Origin of the sequence: Paenibacillus sp. IHBB 10380, assembly GCF_000949425.1 — a bacterium.
In the GTDB taxonomy this organism is placed as follows: Bacteria; Bacillota; Bacilli; order Paenibacillales; family Paenibacillaceae; genus Paenibacillus_AQ.
The window spans coordinates 5,121,618-5,139,408 of the sequence record NZ_CP010976.1 but is presented as its reverse complement, the minus strand read 5'-3'; the positions used below and the strand labels follow the sequence as shown (position 1 = coordinate 5,139,408).

18 protein-coding genes and 1 other annotated feature are annotated in these 17,791 nt (G+C 41.5%); of the genes, 4 read left to right on the top strand and 14 right to left on the bottom strand.

Annotated elements, in window-relative coordinates; genetic code table 11:
• Positions 1–3: 3 nt before the first annotated feature.
• Together UB51_RS23320 and UB51_RS23315 are read right to left on the bottom strand one after the other, a co-directional pair.
• The gene (locus UB51_RS23320; RefSeq protein WP_044879357.1) at positions 4–651 is read right to left on the bottom strand and encodes an alpha/beta hydrolase; all 648 of its coding nucleotides are present in this window, start codon (positions 649–651) and stop codon (positions 4–6) included.
• 23 nt (positions 652–674) lie between these two features.
• Positions 675–1,079 carry a DoxX family protein gene (locus UB51_RS23315; RefSeq protein ID WP_044879356.1) on the bottom strand — a complete coding sequence of 135 codons (405 nt, stop codon included), beginning with the start codon at positions 1,077–1,079 and terminating at the stop codon, positions 675–677.
• A gap of 228 nt (positions 1,080–1,307) precedes the next feature.
• Here UB51_RS23315 and UB51_RS23310 point away from each other — a divergent pair, with 228 nt between their 5' ends.
• Both UB51_RS23310 and UB51_RS23305 read left to right on the top strand, forming a co-directional pair.
• Positions 1,308–1,859, top strand: a complete 552-nt coding sequence (locus tag UB51_RS23310) for a helix-turn-helix domain-containing protein (RefSeq protein ID WP_044879355.1) — start codon at positions 1,308–1,310, stop codon at positions 1,857–1,859.
• A gap of 150 nt (positions 1,860–2,009) precedes the next feature.
• Positions 2,010–2,238 (top strand) — a binding site (T-box leader).
• A gap of 69 nt (positions 2,239–2,307) precedes the next feature.
• Positions 2,308–3,123, top strand: coding sequence for a class I SAM-dependent methyltransferase (locus UB51_RS23305; protein ID WP_044879354.1), 816 nt, complete (start codon positions 2,308–2,310; stop codon positions 3,121–3,123).
• 33 nt (positions 3,124–3,156) lie between these two features.
• Here UB51_RS23305 and msrA read toward each other — a convergent pair whose 3' ends face one another.
• The 3 genes from msrA to UB51_RS23290 all read right to left on the bottom strand — a co-directional run bounded on the left by msrA (position 3,157) and on the right by UB51_RS23290 (position 6,176).
• Positions 3,157–3,837, bottom strand: coding sequence for a peptide-methionine (S)-S-oxide reductase MsrA (gene msrA, locus UB51_RS23300; protein WP_044879353.1), 681 nt, complete (start codon positions 3,835–3,837; stop codon positions 3,157–3,159).
• 57 nt (positions 3,838–3,894) lie between these two features.
• Positions 3,895–4,227 carry an antibiotic biosynthesis monooxygenase gene (locus UB51_RS23295; protein WP_044879352.1) on the bottom strand — a complete coding sequence of 111 codons (333 nt, stop codon included), beginning with the start codon at positions 4,225–4,227 and terminating at the stop codon, positions 3,895–3,897.
• A 206-nt stretch (positions 4,228–4,433) separates the two neighbouring features.
• Positions 4,434–6,176 (bottom strand): fibronectin type III domain-containing protein, encoded by a 1,743-nt coding sequence (locus tag UB51_RS23290; RefSeq protein ID WP_044879351.1) that lies wholly within the window; start codon positions 6,174–6,176, stop codon positions 4,434–4,436.
• Positions 6,177–7,070: 894 nt separating this feature from the next.
• On the opposite strand from UB51_RS23290, the gene UB51_RS23285 reads away from it, so the two are divergent.
• Positions 7,071–7,688, top strand: coding sequence for an HAD family hydrolase (locus UB51_RS23285; protein WP_044879350.1), 618 nt, complete (start codon positions 7,071–7,073; stop codon positions 7,686–7,688).
• 150 nt (positions 7,689–7,838) lie between these two features.
• Positions 7,839–8,828 (top strand): hypothetical protein, encoded by a 990-nt coding sequence (locus tag UB51_RS23280; protein WP_044879349.1) that lies wholly within the window; start codon positions 7,839–7,841, stop codon positions 8,826–8,828.
• A gap of 151 nt (positions 8,829–8,979) precedes the next feature.
• Here UB51_RS23280 and UB51_RS23275 read toward each other — a convergent pair whose 3' ends face one another.
• The 9 genes from UB51_RS23275 to UB51_RS23235 all read right to left on the bottom strand — a co-directional run bounded on the left by UB51_RS23275 (position 8,980) and on the right by UB51_RS23235 (position 17,768).
• Positions 8,980–10,152 carry a radical SAM protein gene (locus tag UB51_RS23275; protein ID WP_044879348.1) on the bottom strand — a complete coding sequence of 391 codons (1,173 nt, stop codon included), beginning with the start codon at positions 10,150–10,152 and terminating at the stop codon, positions 8,980–8,982.
• 3 nt (positions 10,153–10,155) lie between these two features.
• Positions 10,156–10,461, bottom strand: a complete 306-nt coding sequence (locus tag UB51_RS23270) for an acyl carrier protein (RefSeq protein ID WP_044879347.1) — start codon at positions 10,459–10,461, stop codon at positions 10,156–10,158.
• Positions 10,462–10,530: 69 nt separating this feature from the next.
• The gene (locus UB51_RS23265; RefSeq protein WP_052676047.1) at positions 10,531–11,637 is read right to left on the bottom strand and encodes a hypothetical protein; all 1,107 of its coding nucleotides are present in this window, start codon (positions 11,635–11,637) and stop codon (positions 10,531–10,533) included.
• Between the two features lie 153 nt (positions 11,638–11,790).
• Positions 11,791–13,071, bottom strand: a complete 1,281-nt coding sequence (locus tag UB51_RS23260; protein WP_044879345.1) for an ATP-grasp domain-containing protein — start codon at positions 13,069–13,071, stop codon at positions 11,791–11,793.
• 48 nt (positions 13,072–13,119) lie between these two features.
• Positions 13,120–13,929 (bottom strand): ABC transporter permease, encoded by an 810-nt coding sequence (locus tag UB51_RS23255; RefSeq protein ID WP_044879344.1) that lies wholly within the window; start codon positions 13,927–13,929, stop codon positions 13,120–13,122.
• A 3-nt stretch (positions 13,930–13,932) separates the two neighbouring features.
• Positions 13,933–14,739 carry an ABC transporter permease gene (locus UB51_RS23250; RefSeq protein ID WP_044879343.1) on the bottom strand — a complete coding sequence of 269 codons (807 nt, stop codon included), beginning with the start codon at positions 14,737–14,739 and terminating at the stop codon, positions 13,933–13,935.
• A complete protein-coding gene (locus UB51_RS23245; protein ID WP_044879342.1) occupies positions 14,736–15,716 on the bottom strand; it encodes an ABC transporter ATP-binding protein in 981 nt (326 codons plus the stop codon). The genes UB51_RS23250 and UB51_RS23245 overlap by 4 nt, the downstream gene beginning before the upstream one ends.
• A gap of 276 nt (positions 15,717–15,992) precedes the next feature.
• Entirely contained in the window at positions 15,993–16,850 is an 858-nt protein-coding gene (locus UB51_RS23240) for a carbohydrate ABC transporter permease (RefSeq protein WP_044880385.1), read from the bottom strand.
• A gap of 42 nt (positions 16,851–16,892) precedes the next feature.
• On the bottom strand, positions 16,893–17,768 hold the full coding sequence (locus UB51_RS23235) for a carbohydrate ABC transporter permease (RefSeq protein ID WP_044879341.1): 876 nt from the start codon (positions 17,766–17,768) through the stop codon (positions 16,893–16,895).
• Between the last annotated feature and the right edge of the window lie 23 nt (positions 17,769–17,791).

Below are 17,791 nucleotides of genomic sequence, written 5' to 3'. Positions count from 1 at the left end.
TTCTCACACTATCCCACTATCCAGTTTAATCCACTCTAAAAGATCCCGTTGATTCTCCACAGATACACCATGATCGATCGGGTATGTTTTGAAAGTCATGTGTGGCGTTAAGCTTCGAAAATAGGCTGCTGTTTCATGTCCAATACGAATAGGGAATACCGAATCGAATTCCCCATGCGAGATAAACAAAGATACTTCCTGCACGCTTTGCAAGGGATACTCCGTCTTCACGAATTCCGGGACATACCCGTTCAACGCCATGATTCCCTTCATTTGATTCCCCATCGTAAGCGCCAGTGACATCGACAAAATCGCACCTTGACTGAAGCCAAGCAAGTAACGTTTAGTTGAGTCAATCGGATACTTCTCTGATACATAAAGAATGAATGCTTCCAACTCACGAATGGCTTGATCAAACATTTCCCGAATAGGATTTCCCAAGCTTTTCAATTCGTAGTATTGGTATCCCTCACCTACTGTAAGATTGCCTCTAATGCTTACAATAATACAATGGTCCATCAATGACTCCACCAAACCAAACATATCCTTCTCATTGGACCCTTTTCCGTGAAGTGTGAAGATTGTCGGATATTTCATGTCCGGATCGAGATTCGATGGCAGATGAATGTCATATGGGTAAGACGTCTTCATTGAAAGTCTCCTCCGTCTGTATATTATGCGCTACGTTTTCTAAGGAACGCTTGATCCATAGACAAAGGTGTAGGACCCGCAACAGTCAAGTAAATTGTCACCAACATGAAAACCAAATCCAATTCGTATCCTGCCATTTGCCCGTTTCCAAGCAGCCCTAGAGAAAGTTTCGTTGTAACAATCGCTCCGATGAGCATGACCGTAAAAATAGCCGATACGTACCGAGTAAAGAGACCGATAATAAGCAAGATCCCTCCAACCAGTTCGAGCGATGCCACCATATAGGCCACAAATTCAGGGATGCCCATAGAACCAAACCAAGCCGCTACATTTCCTAAACCCATTTGCAATTTGCTAATGCCGTGAGCTAGAAATAATATTCCGATTACGACACGCATAATCGTTGATACCACATTTATTCTTGTCATTATTTATTCCTCCACCTTATTCATGAATTGTATTTACTCTGCTTAGAAAGCTAATAATTCTATTATGTCCCCCTATTCGTTAATAATATATCCGCCAGCAATATATTAGTAATAATAATATAAAGTTTGTATACGTAATTTTACGTAGATTGCACTGGTATGTCAACAAAATAATTGTTAATATAAAACTATACTTTATATTACTAATATTTTTAGGGGTGAAAACGAATGGACATTGGCTCCACGATACGAGCAATAAGGAAACGAAAACGTATGACCATCGCCCAAATATGCGATGCAACAGGATTATCCCAAGGATTTATGAGCCAAGTTGAAACCAATAAAACATCACCTTCTATAGCGACGCTGGAGAGTATTGCAAATACGTTGAAAGTACCCTTAGCTTATTTACTGCTACAAAAAGAGGATCGCATGAATATCGTGCGAAAAGAAGAACGCATGATCACAAGAAGCGGCACTGAGCATTTAAAGGTGGAGCACTTGAGTTCAACCAAAAATGTAAGGATGATGCTAGTGGAGATCCCCCCTGGAGCCTCCACAGGTGAGGTTCCGCATGCTCATGAAGGAGAAGAAGTACATGTTGTCATCAAAGGGAAAATATACGCCGAGCAGGGAGAAGATGCTGCTGAATTCGAAGAGGGCGATTCATTTAGTTGGAATGCTTGTACACCCCATCTGGTGAAAAATATAGGGGAAGAACCAGCAACTCTACTCATAACCGTGTACAGAGAATCAGAACACAAGCAGGATTTAATCTGAGCGCGATCAATGATTTTTTCAGATGAGTTAGGGTTTGGATGATGAGTGTAACAAATCTGCATCATTCATTTGGAGGCGAGGGGTACCTAAAAATAATTGACAGAATGACACGGAAATTATATACTGGGCAATAATTCCAATTTCATCATAATAAACGCAATGATTGGGAGTAATAAGGAATCATTATTGTGCAGAGAGCTGTCATTTGGTGCAAGACAGTCAATAATTTCCCCAACTCACCCATGAGCGGTAAGACTGAAACGATTAGGTCTTAACGGTTAACCCACGTCATTGGGTTCTTAAAGTGTTCGTTATTCCTTTACTGAACTAACGAATCAAGAAGAGTGGTACCGCGAAGGTCAAACCTATCGCCTCTTTGTAGGCGATAGGTTTTTTGCGTTACCCAAGCATGCCACGTTACAAAATTCAATGAGGAAGGTGTTCTGAAATGAAAGATGAAATCATTCATTATTATTCCAGTTTTGATGAGTGGGGACGGTTAGATAGAGAACCATTAGAATTCACTATTAATTGGCACTTCATGAAACAGCATTTGCCTCCTTCGGGTTCCGTTCTTGACAATGGCGCTGGACCCGGGAAATATTCAGTGGAGTTAGCCAAACTCGGATATCATGTAACCCTTTCCGACATTACCCCAAAATTAGTTGAAATTGCTAGGGAAAAAGCATCTCATTTAGATTTGATGGATAATTTTAATGGATTTCATGTTTTAGATGCTATGAACTTAAAGGGTATACAAGACGAAACATTCGATGCTTCATTGATGTTAGGTCCCTTATATCATTTACAACAAGAAGACGAACGGATGAAGGCCGTAAAGGAACTCTACCGTGTAACCAAAAAGAATGGGATTGTTTTTGTTGCTTTTCAAACACGTATTAGAATGTTACTTACGTCTTTGCAGAATCCACAATTGTGGAAACCTAATGACACCATGGAATCAATAAACCAATTTTATGATGATGGGATTTTCAATCATAGTGATAAAGGAAGATTCACGGGAGCTTACTACTTTGATGTTGGAGAAATACAACCTTTTATGGAGAGTAACGGATTTGAAACTATGGATTTGATTGGTTCTACCCATATTGGTGCACTATTAACCCATGAGCAACAGCAGTATTGGGCAGAACAGGATGAAGAAGAGTACACGAAGTTTATTGATTTACTCATTAAAACAGCTAAGGAACCTTCCACTTTGGGAGTTTCATCTCACCTATTATATATAGGAAGGAAAACGTAAAGGGCAGGTAGAAATACAAAAGATAATAGAACCTTACCACCGAATTTGTTTTATAAGGTCAATCATCATTTCTCGATGACTTGAGCTTATCGTCCATTCACCCATTTCATTCGTAATATGCTCCAAGTTGATATATCCTTTTGCCAATCCGTTCAAGCGGGCGGCTAGGGTCGAGCTTACCAAATCCTCTTGAGAAGGGTAAAGAATTGTTAGCTTCTCAATCGCGTTCGGATATCTTTTCAGATAATATTTTTGGTGCCTATCTTCGGCAACAGTAAATACAGAATAAGGAGCAATCTCGGTTGCAGGCGCTCCCTTTTTCTGCTCCTGTCTTTTCTTTATGACATGATGTATTATTTCTTGTTGAAAGTCATCATGATATAGCAGCAGAGACCTATATTGCCGTCCTTTATAATCATTGATATTTATCGGATTGTGGTTGCTCCAGAATACGTCTAAAATTTCCTCTAAAGTAATTATTTCCGGATCAAAATCAATTTCAATCGTTTCGGTATGGTCGCCTATCTGATGATAAGTAGGATTTAAAGAGGTCCCCCCGGCATATCCCACACGTGTTCTAACAACGCCTCGCAAATGACCGAATAAGGACTCAGGACTCCAGAAACAACCCATACCGAATGTTGCGGTTTGAACGCCCTTCTGCGAAAAAGACAGTGATCCGGTGCTATCTTCTATGTTGTTCTGATTGTTCATCTCTTGTCCCTCCGTAGGTGAGCAATTATTTCATCTAATCCACAAAATCCATTAGCGCTACCGATTAGCGAAAGCTTTGCCACGCTTGACGATCTGTGAGTCGTACATATGTACTGAAGTGCTGAGGATAAATGAAGGTGACCCCTGGCCTCTACTGTCACGGTGCCCCTGCAGATGCGCATCACTTTTCTCCCAGTTTTTCCAATCCTCACGCGACTCCCAGCGGACTACCACAATAACCTCTTCATTTTCTTTACTCTTGTTATTGACCATAACGCTAATATCAATTAATCCTTCCATGCTATCAATCGGGCTTTCCTGGCTAAAACGTGCAATCACCTTATCACTATTACCTTTTTCCACTAACATCGTTCTATTCTGTATAAACAAAGTTAACGCCTCCTATACAATTTAGCTTAAATGGTAAAGAATGGGATCTGACAGGTATAGATCATCTCATTTCTATTTTAGATGATATTAATTATCATTGTCAAAAGAGCTATTCCTGATTACACCAGTCCATCATTTGAATGGATATGTTCTAATACTTCACAAAAACCCCCAACCTGAGTGGTCGGGGGTTCTGCTCAGCTATTCTAAGGCAAAGTCACTAAGAAAGGTTTAACCGTATTAGCAAAATTAAAATTGGTGGTTTTATCCCAGTTAATGGACCACGTCATCGCACCACGGATATCCGGGTATTTAGCTACAGGTTTATAACTTCCACAACCATTGCCAGTCGCCAAGCAGTTCAATGCATTGTTAACAACACTAGGAGCAACATAACCTCCTCCAGCTGCTGAAGGTACGGCTGGAACACCAATTCCTAATTGCGAAGGCGTAACCCACTGTAGTGTCAAATCGGAAAGAGCTGTCAGGAAATTAATTGTGCCTTGGGTATAACACTGTCCATCACGGCCCAACATACAACCTGAATTGTAATACTGAACATTCATAACGGTTGTGATGTCCTTCAAGTTATTGTAGAGCTGCATATAGGATGTATTTTGATTCTGCATATCGATCGTTTGCGGAGCCATAGTCAGGATGAAGCCGGAGCCCACCTGTTGCTGTATCTGACGAACTGCTGTCGTCAAGTTTGCTACGTTCATGCCGTTCTCTAGGTCGATGTCCATACCATCTAGTCCATACTGAGTAATCAGACCAGACATGCTGGTCACGAAATTGGATACATTCGGTGATGCACTACCCAGATTAATATTGCCGTGCTCTCCTCCAATAGATATAATAACTTTCTTACCTTGTGCACGCTTAGCCTGGATATCGCTAATCAGATTAGCATTGGTATACCCGCCAAGGGCAGTGGATAATGAAGAATCAACATTGAAGGTGACTCCACCAGGTTTCGTTGGGTCCATATCGGCAAAAGATAGAACAATAATATCGTATTGGCTTGATACATCGCTTAACTTAATATTGGAAGAACCATTAACAAAGTTATGCCAATATCCTGTCAGCATGTGTTTCGGTAATTGACCACCGTCTCCACCTGTACCAGTTGTTGCACTTACCGCTGCACTTCCAGCGGAGACATTACCTGCGGCATCTTTAGCTACAACTGTAAAGGAATACGCCGTGCTAGCTGCGAGACCTGATACCGTAGCCGTTGTACCCGTTACTGTGGACGCTAACGTCGTGCCTTGGTATACGTTATACCCTGTAACTCCTACATTATCCGAGGATGCATTCCAAGACAATGAAACACTGGATGAAGTGGTTGCGCTTACAGTAACATTCGTTGGAACCGTCGGTGCTTGGGTATCTCCACCAGTAGCAGCATTAGTGATCGCACTAATTTGATTGCTGTAAGCAGATACGTTTCCTGCTGCATCCTTAGCATTCACTTTATACGTATAGGTCGTGTTAGCACTAAGTCCTGTATCCATATAGGAGAGAGCACTTCCCGAGACGCCACCCACCAACGTGGAACCTCGATAGACATTGTAACCAGTTACTCCAACATTATCCGTCGAAGCATTCCAATCCAATGTTATACTGGATGTTGTAGTGCCCGTTGCTTGTAGATTAGAAGGAGCGGAAGGTGCTTGAGTATCTCCTCCCCCCTGAATTTGTTGCCAAAGAGCAGGCGCATTAGGTGGCTCCCAGCCTGTCAAAGACGTGTGGGGCTGAATATCCTTATACGTGTTTCCACCATACGTCACTGTATCATTTAATGCATAAGATACATTAGGCGCCCACGCACCCCGATCAGCAGCAGAAGCCATGGATGGCAATAATCCAACAAATACAGCTATCATAATTACTAGCGAAAGCGTCCTCCTGAATCCTTTTACTCTTCCAAATAAATCTTTCCTCATATCATCGCCTCCTACAATTTTTTCTTACCGTTTCTTAATCCTACCAAGTGCACCTTCCATTCAATAGAAATAGATATCATCCCAGAATACAAAAAGAGGTAGATTACAGACAGTCTCGTAGAGGCGTATATTGAATATGCAGCATGCAAAGAAGTATCTCGAAGCAAGTCGACAGAAATAATGAGGTTGTTCAAACGGAGATCAGAGCGGTATATTCGTGTTGGTTAAGGAAACTGCGTGGATTTAGAAGCAACCTAACAAAGCGGGGAGTTAGTTGATCACGCTTACATAAATCGAGGAGGGGATGGATTTATCTTTCCTTCATCTGACATCATGGTAGGATACGCGCTCGAGTCACCTCTCTTCTTGTAAATAGTTCAATAAACTGTCACATATGGGATGGAACTTATAGTTATTTTAATTAAATGTTGTAAATTGGTCTATAGTCTTATAGTTGCAATCTAGCAACTTTTGGAAATAAATTTCGTAGGCTATCAGAATGAGACTGACAATAAACCGTAGAATTTTATAAGGAATTGAGTAATGAGCTATAATAAGTTATAAATAGACGAACCGATAGATTTGATTTGGGGAGAAGGCGAGCTAGAATATCTCTCCATGCTAAAGAATAAATTGCTTGATGGCATCATCATAACTTCTAGATCAAATAGTTGGGAGTCTATCATACCTTTTACTAATTACCGATCCTTAGTTTCTTGCGAGTATACGGACCATTCGCAGTATATGTGAATGGGGATGAAGTAAATAAATCAAGACAGAAAATAAAACTCCTATCACATCAGTCATCGTTTATCAATTTAAGTGTTGACCTGAAATGCATTTCAACATCTATCATAATCTAAACAGATTAACACTATAGGAGGATGAATTTTTATGTATAATACCGTTATTTTTGATGTTGATGGCACGTTAATAGATACAGAGAGAGCCGTTTTAGGTTCCCTACAAAAAATGCTAAAAACAGATTATGGCAGAGTTACTGAAATACAAGACCTTACTTTTGTACTTGGAATCCCAGGATCTACAGCATTACCACAGCTAGGAATCAAAGACATCCATAAAGGTAATGAGCGTTGGAATTACTTCATGAAAGACTTCTTTAGTTCAATTGAGGTATTCAATGGAATTTCCGATGTATTGGATACTCTTAAGCGTAGGAATATCGTCCAAGGTATAGTCACTTCGAAGACAACCGAAGAATTAATCAGTGATTTTGTTCCATTTGGTCTGATGAGGTATTTAACACATACGGTCTGTGCAAATGACACGGAGAAACACAAACCCAACCCTGAACCCATACTAAAATTTTTGGAGATCTCTGGTGCTGATCCTGCGACATCTATTTATATTGGAGATACCATTTACGATTATGAATGTGCAAGAGATGCTGGAGTAGATTTCGGTTTAGCTCTATGGGGATGTAAGAATCATGAACATATACAGACTAGATATAAGTTTGAAAAACCACAAGATTTAATTAAGTTACTTTGAGAAGAACACAAAAAAAGAATGGATAGAGTATCAGATATTTTCTGAATACTCTATCCTTTTTTTACACACAAGAGCCTTGATGAGTTCGGTCTATGGGATTATAGTAATAGTATATTTTATTTCCAATTTTGGTTTAAAAGGGGTGTATATGTGTCCGAACTCATGACCTATGTCCAATATTTTTACGAATGTCGCAAAACCCAGCTCATTCTTCTCTTTCATGAACAAAATATCCCCGTTGAACTGCTGTTCTATAATTCATATGAGAGTACGCAATTGTTCTATGATCATTTGTTTGTGCAAAACAAAGATCGCTGGGCGTATGATGGCTACTCCATCACTCGTGAGGACATCATGCTTTTGAATATTCATATGGAGGAGCATTACATAGAGACCAAAGAAGAATTAGATCTCTTGCTGCAAGAGAGGCTAGGAGAGAATCAATTTGTGTATATTTGGGCCAATCTTGATTATTTGCCGCACTGGATCTTTGGCAAAGATTATCTTATTGAGGGCTCCCTGCATTCCGTACTTCTCAAAGATTGTCAAATAACCGAAGATAAAACTCTCTATCTCCTGCAAGACAATTATCCAAAGTATTGCGATTACGTGGATAGCAGCTGCATTAAGAATGCAATCTTCATGGGTGACCGGGAGTGGACTCGAATTGTGACCACTGTTCACCTCGATCCATGGAATTTCCAGGAGATGCAAAAAGCTCTTCAGCAAAAGTTTGCAGCATGGCGTCAAAGCCTGGTTGACGACTTTCGGATATACGACCACATTCACCATATGATTTATCAAGAACCGGCAGATCCACGCGCCTTCTATAAAAAACTGGAACACACTTTAAGCCTGATATCTGGTTCCCGATATCTTTTCAGCCGGTTTTTGGAATTTGTTAATGCCTCTGAGGAAATGGTGCGCCGCTTGGATGAATGCAGTCAAATCGCAGAACGGATGAAGAATGCTTTTACCAAAGCTACTTTTAGAGGCAAGATCAATCGAAAAAAACTGTCCAAACTATGTGATGAGCTTAAGCATAAGGAAATCGAGTGCTTTCAAATATTAACGAGTGACGCCTTTGATCCTAGCTTATCTATCCCTTCGCTCACATCCGGTAGATTAGTCCTGAAATAAGCAATCTTCATGTTGGTGTACCCGTGGACATTAAAAAAAGATGACTCCTGATAAATTTCAGAAGTCATCTTTTTTTGCGGCTTAACTATTCAAACCGTCTACAATCAGGATCACAGTTCGGTTACTTCAAACGTTGTATCTTTTGTATTCGTTAACGGCCATAGTTATATAACAGCACACATCTTGAACAGATTGGCGTTAATCCTTCTCCCAGCACTTCCCTATGCTTTCGGAAATTTTCACTATGGAAAACTTCCTTCAGATCGGTATCGTTCAGATCACCTAATGTAAACTCAGGGAAGAACTTGCATGGATTTACTTGTCCATCGGGCATAACATCCAGCCGGTTCGCAATGGACAAACATTGACCGCGCTTCATCGCCGGTTTTTCTGCGCCTAGAACAAAATCTCTTACCTCATCTAATTCCAATGCAGGTTGAAAACGGATTCTGTTCTGCCATACCCGCTTATTGATCCGGTCAATTTCAGCAATTAGCGGCTCTATATTCTCTTCGGAAACACGGAATGAAAAGGAATGCCAGCTATAACGCTGTTGCTGCTGAGCCGCTTCAAGCCAAGAAAAGCGTTCTTCATAGTAACCGTCCATCTTTACGGCAACATCGTCAGTAATATACCAAGGGAATACGAAATATACGCTATCCACACCAAGATTCTCGAAATACTCCATAAACTCGTACAGCCTCGTTACCATTGAATCACTAATGGTCAGACCGATAGAAATTCTGCCCTTATATTCACCTGTCCGCTGCAATTCCAGCAACATGTTCACCATGTAAATAACCTTCTTGAAAGTACCTTTTCCGCGAATGGCGTCATTCTCCACCTCGAACCCATCGAGGCTGATCAGCAGTGTCATATCCTCTGAAATTTTCAGAATGGAATCCAGCTTTTGCTCGATAAGTAGCGCATTGGTGCAGATTGTCGTATTGCGTGGATCCTTGGCTAGCAAGTCAGCAAATTCATCAAATTTACTGTAAAATAGCGGTTCACCGCCCCATATAAACAACCTTGATTTTCGCTCACGAGTTTGTTCAAGGATACTTTCAAGTAAGGACAACTCAATCTCTTGATTTTTAATATCTTTAGCCATATCGTGATGAAAGCCATCATTCGCCCATTCAAAGCAATGCTTGCAGCGCAGATTACAGCCATTGTTCAGCTTGATGCCGACATCATCAGGAATATCCAATGCGAACGTCGGATCGTGCCTTTGTTCTCTGCTCGTCATAGACATGTTCTGAATCGTCCGCTTCACATTTTGAAACGTACTTCGGTCAAATTTAATTTCCGTTTTTGGTTGCATGGGCTATCCTCCTATCTTTGATAAATTGGATGATTCATTCATGACTTCTCTACTTGCTCCGTTAGCTGACGGTGCTTTCTCTTTCTCTAAAAAAGAGACGAAAGTCTCTATCGTGCTCATATGCTCGTAGTCGAAAGTCTCATAATCTATCTCCAGATCAAAGAAGTCTTCAATCGCCAACACAAAATTGATCATTTGCAATGAATCCAAACCAACATCCTGAATAATATTCGTCTGCGGATTTAACGTTGACATCATCTCTGGGGATTCCTTAATATCACATAAAATATTCATAATGGATTGAATCATTTAAATTCCTCCTTTTATTTGCACTGCATGTTAAAGCGCTTTTACTTTGAGGTTGTACGCCAGTATCTATCACCTCCCCCTCGTGATCGTACTAATCAAATTGCAGGTCTTATGCTTTGCGTTCAGAAGGTTGCGATGGATGTCCTCTAGTACGTTCACTGCGTAATCTTGTTCTTTCCAAGCATCATAACTTATACCTAATCCAAGCGATTCCCACAGCTGCGCATTCGACCGTTCGTGATCTCCGAAGGGTTCCAGAAATATTAAAGGCGTTGCAGAGGCCAGTGAATCTAGCAATGTCGCGCCCCCTGGCTTGCTTATAATACCTAAACTATGCCGCATTACCTCGAACGCCTTTGGATAACTGCCGCCGCTTTCAAATATGCATTCCTCCCCCTGACTAACTTCTGCAAACGGTGGAAAATCAAATTCGTTGACAGCATTACGCTGCCAAGGGCTCCATGACGGATCCAGCATAAAATATCGGTGAGACGCAGACTTATGAGAATCATAAGTCTCAGGTTTAATATCCTCGTTGTAATAAGCGATGATATTAAGTGCAATACCGCTGGCCGTCAGTTCAGTAATTTTGTCCTTATATGTACCGATTCCCCAGCCGCCACCGTGAATCAGATAGCGGCTCTCCCTTTCCTGAAATGGAACTGGCTCCTCCTCGCTAACCATAATGGTTTGGAGTATCCGATTCTCACCGGCCGAATATAACCATACGTTGTTGAACTGGTCACATGCCTCCCCATATACTGCGAATGAAGGCGTATCGCTTGCATCCAGACGAATTAGACGGATGTCTAAGTTGACTGAATCCATCATTTCCCGATAGCGTTCCAAAATCGGAATCCAGAACCCCGTAAGAGCAAGAAACCTCCTTCTGCCACCTTGCTTCCATTGCTGTAGAAGCGAGGCTACGTTATTCTCGTCGAAACTGTTACGGCTGTCTTTGGCCAATTTGTAACCCATCTTGGCAACAGCGAAGCTGTCATGGAAGGCCTTGCGGTAACTTGGGATTTTCTCCAGTGTCTGACGATCGTACAAATGCTCCAACATACAGATGTCAGCGGGTACGCCTTGATCACGGAGCTGTAATTGTAAAATCTTTGCCGGTATATATACCCCTAGTGAATTTCCTGCGCTGAGAAGTGTTACGGTCTCCGTCAAGAGCATTTCCCTCCTTATTAAATTGGGGTTGGATATAGATTGAACTAAAGACGAACCCTTGGGAGCGCAAATTTTAGTACAATCTATGTAGCTATAAGGAACTATTCTAGGATGACTTGAAAAGTGAGTGTGAGGGGCATAAGTTTCATTAACTTACAAAGAGGAAGTTTGCATCATGGTGAAACGCTCAAACTTATACAGCATATCGTTCAGTTTGGCGGCTTCGTTTCCGTAAAATAGAATAAAGATGCGATATAGGTTCGTGTGTGGTTGATTATAGAAGGCGAATGTGTAGATGGTAAATTGATGTTCCAGATCAGGTTGAAGCTCAGCTTCAAATCTGGATTTGATCTCGTCAAAGGAGAACTTATCACTTGTCTCCATATGAATATAGCGGCTTTCTACATATTTATAGGATGGAAGTAACGTTTCAATAAAGGGTAGCAAGTAGGTAACCTGTGTAAATCTTCCGTTAATTTCAATAACCGGATATAGATTATTTTTATCATCAACGATAGAGTCTATCCCAGCAATTCCTGCATAACCACGTTGCCTAAGTACAGCTCCCAACCGCAGCATTTCCGCACGATATTCTTCCATTACAGCGGCGTCATAATGCGGTGTATAATTCGTGCCAATGTATACTCCGTAATTATTTATTCTCTGTTCGGTAACCGCAAGCAGATGAACGGAATCGGGCTCAATCCATAGCTGTGCGTTTAAAGAGTGCTTGATTGGGTGCCAAGCTTCCAGTAACAATTCAAAGCAGGTTGTCCGCTTACGAATATATGAAGACAATTGCCTGAATTTATCCTCATTCTCGATCATCGTCAGACCCCTGCCGGAAGATCCGTATGCCTGCTTGAGTACAGCCTTGGTAAATCCAGTAGCCCGTATTTCACTGTACGCTTCAATCAGCTCTTGCGGATTACTGCAAAATCTGCCCTGTGTCACGCGAAATCCGTTTTCTTCGGCCAGTCTTCTTGTGACATATTTGCTGTTCATGTGCTTCACTAATTCCGCATTGGAATCGATCAAACCCCATTCATATTGTTCAGCTAGTGCGACATTGTCTGAGGTCAACATAAAAGGCATGAAGGTAAATGTCTCAGGCGATAACCCCGCCGTACATACAGCCGCCTGACCGGCATCTGATGTAACACAGATTTGCGGTAACTTATCCCGGTAACTCTTTATATATTCCAAAAATTGTGGGTCGGGCGGATGCCGAAGCCAAACTATATCCTGCGGCTCGGCAATCCAAAGTAGTTGCTGTTCCTGCTGTTCAATTAACGTTAGCTGCTGCGGATTCGCAAATGAAGGGAATAGTGCAGTCTCATTCCAGTGTTGATCTTCATTGATGTTCGCATGCCATAGAACGCGTCCAGATCTCGCCCTGCGAAATGGTTCCAAGTGAATACCGCTGTCTTCCATATACTTATCTCCTCATCTCATTCTAGTTAATACATATGTCATGACAGATTACAGATTTGAACTACTATACACCTTCAATGCCCGCTTCCACAAAACCCGAATCAGCAAGAAAAATACAATGGGTGCCAGAATACCCCAAACGATTTCAATCTTGGTTAGTTTATGGAGGACAACTAGAGGTGCGAAGTTTGTAATGATAAACACCGGAATAATAAATGTCCCAATACGCTGAATCCATTTGTTGTAGATCAAATGCGGCATATTGTTGGCGTCCCATACCGAATAAGAAATCTCGCTGGCTGCCGATGTATTTAGGAACCAAAACGACAGCAGAGAAGGGATAATCATGATACAGTACGTCATGATCGTAGCTATGAACATAAAGGTAATAAATAAAGCCACATTGAGAAAGGTAAACGGAATATCAGAAGCACTCCAGCCTATTGCGACCATGACCGACCCTGCAATGATATTCGGGATCGGCATGCCCACCTCGATGTGCCTTACTGAGACCAGAAATTGCAACGAGATGGGCTTGACTATCATTAAATCGAGCATTCCGTTGCGAACATATTCGGTTAATCGTTGAAAATTGTTGTAGAACAATCCCATATAAATGCCTGTGAGCAGAATATGAGTCCCCATAAACATCAGGATCGTATCTGGCGTCAAACCATCAATATGTACATTGGTTTTGTACACGACCATCACATACAGCAGCTTAGCCATAAGGAAAGCCGCTTCCACGAATATTCCTGTAATAAAATTAACCCGGTATTCCATCTGCGAAATGATAGAGTTTTTCGCGAATAATGCAAGGATATACAAATGTCTTCGCAGTTCGATGACAAAGTTCAATGGTCAGCCTCCTAGCCCTAAATACCTTTTCATCCCCCACTTCCAGACAAAATGACAGAGTAGCAGCAGCAGAGCAATCCACACACCCTGTCCGATAATTCCCTGCCAGATCAACTCCCCGGATATTTTGCCATTCAATATATTCACAGGAAAGTAAATCATATAATGAAAGGGCATTAACCGAAATAACCGTTGCAGCCCCTCTCCGAAAATTTCCAATGGAAATATTCCGCCACTCATAATATTAACCAGTAAGCTAGTAACTACGAAGAAGTAGGATATCTCGGATAACCAGAAAGCACAGGCACAAATTGCGTATGAAATCAAAAAGCTAAGAACAATAGACAGGATTAAGGAAAGGCAAAAGATGATCACTCGTTCTTCTTCAGTGTGAAGGTTATAGAAAGTATTTAATGCGTAGGTTAAAGCAAGGATGATGAACAGAGAGATGGTGAAATAAATGAGACGTTGTCCAATATACGAGCTGATTCGAAAACCAAAGTAATAGATCGGCTGGATAATATATTTGTTCAACCCTCCGCTCTTAATATCTTCAGCAATAGAGTGTTCAATATTCGTAATGACGAGCTTGGAAACAACAGCAGCTAGAATGGTGTACATAATCATTTCACGATAAGAATATCCGAATACGGCATTCTCCCCAGCACTTGCATATACCGCTGTCCACATATAATATTGCACAATCATCGGAAAGACAGCACTTAGCAGTGAGAGAAAGAAATTAAATCGATACTCCAGTGAGCTTTGAAAGCCAATACGAAAAGCAACAACATATTTATTCCTAGTCATGCGCTACCTCTATAGAGTTCGGCAATTCCATCTTCAATCGTCAGATCTTCAATCGTGAAATCCACAACAGGAAACCTGTACAAAAATTGCTGCAAGCATATTCGGACTTCTTCTTTTCCCACCTCGATTACAGCATAGTAACCGTCAAACTCTTTCACTTCTCCGAATGCTTTCAGTGGTTCCAATGAAATCTGTTCCGAAAAGTGAAGCTTGATCAATTTTCTCTCATCATGATATGCATTAATCTTTTTGAGTTCACCATCGTATACAATGGTACCTGCGTTAATCAGGATGGCCCTCGGACAAAGATCCTCAATATCCTTCATATAGTGACTCGTTAATATGACCGTAGCATGATATTGTTCATTATAATATTTCAGAAAATTACGGACGGCTCGTTGGGAGATAATATCTAATCCAATAGTCGGCTCATCTAGGAACATCAGCTTGGGCCTGTGAATCAAGGACGCAATCAATTCCATCTTCATCCGTTCTCCAAAGGAGAGTCTACGTACTTGCACACCCAGTAATTCCTTTACATCCAACAGTCCGGATAACTCATCAAGTGTTCGATGATAATCCTCGTCAGATACTTGGTAAATACACTTATTCAAGAAAATAGACTCTCCCGCCGGCAAATCAGGCCAAAGCTGGCTTTTCTGCCCCATAACAATTGAAAATAGCTGTTTAAATTGTTTCTTACGCTCCCATGGAGTATATCCAAAAACGCTTGCACTTCCTGAAGTTGGGTGTAGGATGCCAGATAACATTTTCAGAGTAGTGCTCTTCCCCGCTCCATTTGGGCCGAGAAAACCAACCATTTCGCCTTCTGCAATGGAAAACGACACATCATTAACCGCTTCTTTCACTAATTTTTTGCGGAAAAATAGGTTTTTGAGAGATTGCCTCATTCCAATTTCTTTCTTGTAATACTCAAAATTTTTCACCAAATGACGGACTTCAATGGCATTCCCCATAAACATTCCCTCTCCCCGAGAGTAGACTTGACAGCACCTTACATATGACCATAAACTTTCTTTCATTGTAATAAACTGTATTTCATTTGTCTATACTACTTATCATATTTTACATAGACTATCCCTATCCGAATTCCACAGCAATTTCTTCTCATTTCACGGATACAACACGAAAAAGGGTACCTTGAAAGGCCCCTTTTTCGTTAACCGCATGAAGGAGGGGAACGAGCCGTGGCTTGGTAATTCTCCACAGCTCAAGAAGCAGACTGCTCCTATCTAGCCTTTAATCGAGCCTGCCACCATACCCTTCATAATTTGATCTTGAAGAATCAGATATACGAGAATTGTCGGTATGACAGCAATAGCCATCGCCCCCATCGTCAAGCTGTAATCGGTCCCAAATCCGTCTGAGAATAATGCCAGACTAAGTGGCAACGTCTTTAGCGCTTGCGAGTTAATGAATACAAGAGCAAAAGAAAAATCATTCCAGAAACGCAGAAACGCTAAAATGGAAATGGTTGCGATGATTGGAGTGCATAGCGGGAAGATAATCCGGCCAAAAATCCCCCACCAACCGTTGCCATCGATCATGGCTGCTTCCTCAATCTCCCTCGGAATCGAGGCCATGTAACCCATGGCCAAGAAAATCGCGATTGGAAGTTCAAACGCCGTATACGGTAAAATCAGTGCCCCGTACGTATCCAACAATCCGATCTCTTTCATCATAAGAAATAACGGCACAAGCGTACTATGAATCGGAATAAGCAGACCCGCCAGGAATAAGGTCACGACCACCTTCTTAAACCGAAAGTTGAATCGTGAAAGCACGTAACCTGCGAGAAGACCAAGGATAAGCGTGAGTATGACTGAACTTAACGTCACTAACGTAGAATTATACATCGCTCTACCCATATTCCCAAGATCCCACGCACGAATAATATTTTCTTTCATCCATTCGTGTGGTAAGGCATAAGGGCGTTGGAAGAAATCCTCGTTCGTCTTAAATGCACTAATAAACAACCAATATAGAGGATACAGCGTAAAAACGGCATATCCGAGTAAAATCAGCTTTCCGAGTACCGATAATCCTTTTCCTACAAGTTTTTTACTAGGGGAATCTACGTTAGTCTTCATCGTACTAATTGTTTTTAATTCCACACCCCTTCCTCCTTCTCGTTATTCCGCTTTTCTTCTGGTCAGGATATAATTAATCCCGATCAGTAACGCGCTAATGATCATGATGATGGTGGACACGGCAGAACCGTACCCATAACGATAAACACGGAACGTATTGTTGTACATGTAAGTGGCGAGTAGCTCTGTCGATTGCGCCGGTCCTCCATGCGTCATCACCATGACATGATCAAACGCCTTCAAGCTTCCCGAAATACAAAGTACAAGGGTGACAACCACGGTGCTCCAGATCATGGGCAGCGTTACGTAAAACAACTTCTTGCCTCTCTGTGCTCCATCGATATTAGCGGCATCATCAATTTCTGGCGATATATTCTGCAATGCTGCGATAAAGATGATCATATATGGGCCGATATTACTCCAGTTAATCGGAATCGTGATAGCGAACATATTCACATTGATATCGGAGAGCCAAGCTCGGGTCCAAGATCCAAGCCCAACTGCCTCCAAGATGGTATTGACCAGTCCGAATTGCGGATGGTAGATGTACCCCCAGATAAGTCCCACAACAACGGTTGAGAGCACCATAGGCATGAATACCGCAGAACGAATAAACCGACTGAAGAAAGAGTTCTTAATTAGAAGCAACGCTAAGATGAGCGCAACTGGAATCTGTCCTATAATCGCTGATACGACCAGAATCATGTTATTCTTAAGTGCTCTCCAGAAAATTTCATCCTGCACAATCTCAACGTAGTTACCGAAACCAATAAATTTAGCTGCTCCGATTCCTTTCCACTCAAACATTCCATAGTAAGCGGACCAGAAAATTGGAATGATGACAAAGACCACAAACAGTAGCAGTGCCGGAAGCAGGGCTAGTGCAATAAATCCTTTACTTTTTATAGCCGTAGGCATGGTAAGTCTCCCTCCTTATGTCG

Coding starts and splice junctions, on each gene's coding strand:
- UB51_RS23320 (WP_044879357.1), bottom strand. CDS start 651: ATGAAGACGTCTTACCCATATGACATTCATCTGCCATCGAATCTCGAT.
- UB51_RS23315 (WP_044879356.1), bottom strand. CDS start 1,079: ATGACAAGAATAAATGTGGTATCAACGATTATGCGTGTCGTAATCGGA.
- UB51_RS23310 (WP_044879355.1), top strand. CDS start 1,308: ATGGACATTGGCTCCACGATACGAGCAATAAGGAAACGAAAACGTATG.
- UB51_RS23305 (WP_044879354.1), top strand. CDS start 2,308: ATGAAAGATGAAATCATTCATTATTATTCCAGTTTTGATGAGTGGGGA.
- msrA (WP_044879353.1), bottom strand. CDS start 3,837: ATGAACAATCAGAACAACATAGAAGATAGCACCGGATCACTGTCTTTT.
- UB51_RS23290 (WP_044879351.1), bottom strand. CDS start 6,176: ATGAGGAAAGATTTATTTGGAAGAGTAAAAGGATTCAGGAGGACGCTT.
- UB51_RS23285 (WP_044879350.1), top strand. CDS start 7,071: ATGTATAATACCGTTATTTTTGATGTTGATGGCACGTTAATAGATACA.
- UB51_RS23275 (WP_044879348.1), bottom strand. CDS start 10,152: ATGCAACCAAAAACGGAAATTAAATTTGACCGAAGTACGTTTCAAAAT.
- UB51_RS23270 (WP_044879347.1), bottom strand. CDS start 10,461: ATGATTCAATCCATTATGAATATTTTATGTGATATTAAGGAATCCCCA.
- UB51_RS23260 (WP_044879345.1), bottom strand. CDS start 13,071: ATGGAAGACAGCGGTATTCACTTGGAACCATTTCGCAGGGCGAGATCT.
- UB51_RS23250 (WP_044879343.1), bottom strand. CDS start 14,739: ATGACTAGGAATAAATATGTTGTTGCTTTTCGTATTGGCTTTCAAAGC.
- UB51_RS23245 (WP_044879342.1), bottom strand. CDS start 15,716: ATGGGGAATGCCATTGAAGTCCGTCATTTGGTGAAAAATTTTGAGTAT.
- UB51_RS23240 (WP_044880385.1), bottom strand. CDS start 16,850: ATGAAGACTAACGTAGATTCCCCTAGTAAAAAACTTGTAGGAAAAGGA.
- UB51_RS23235 (WP_044879341.1), bottom strand. CDS start 17,768: ATGCCTACGGCTATAAAAAGTAAAGGATTTATTGCACTAGCCCTGCTT.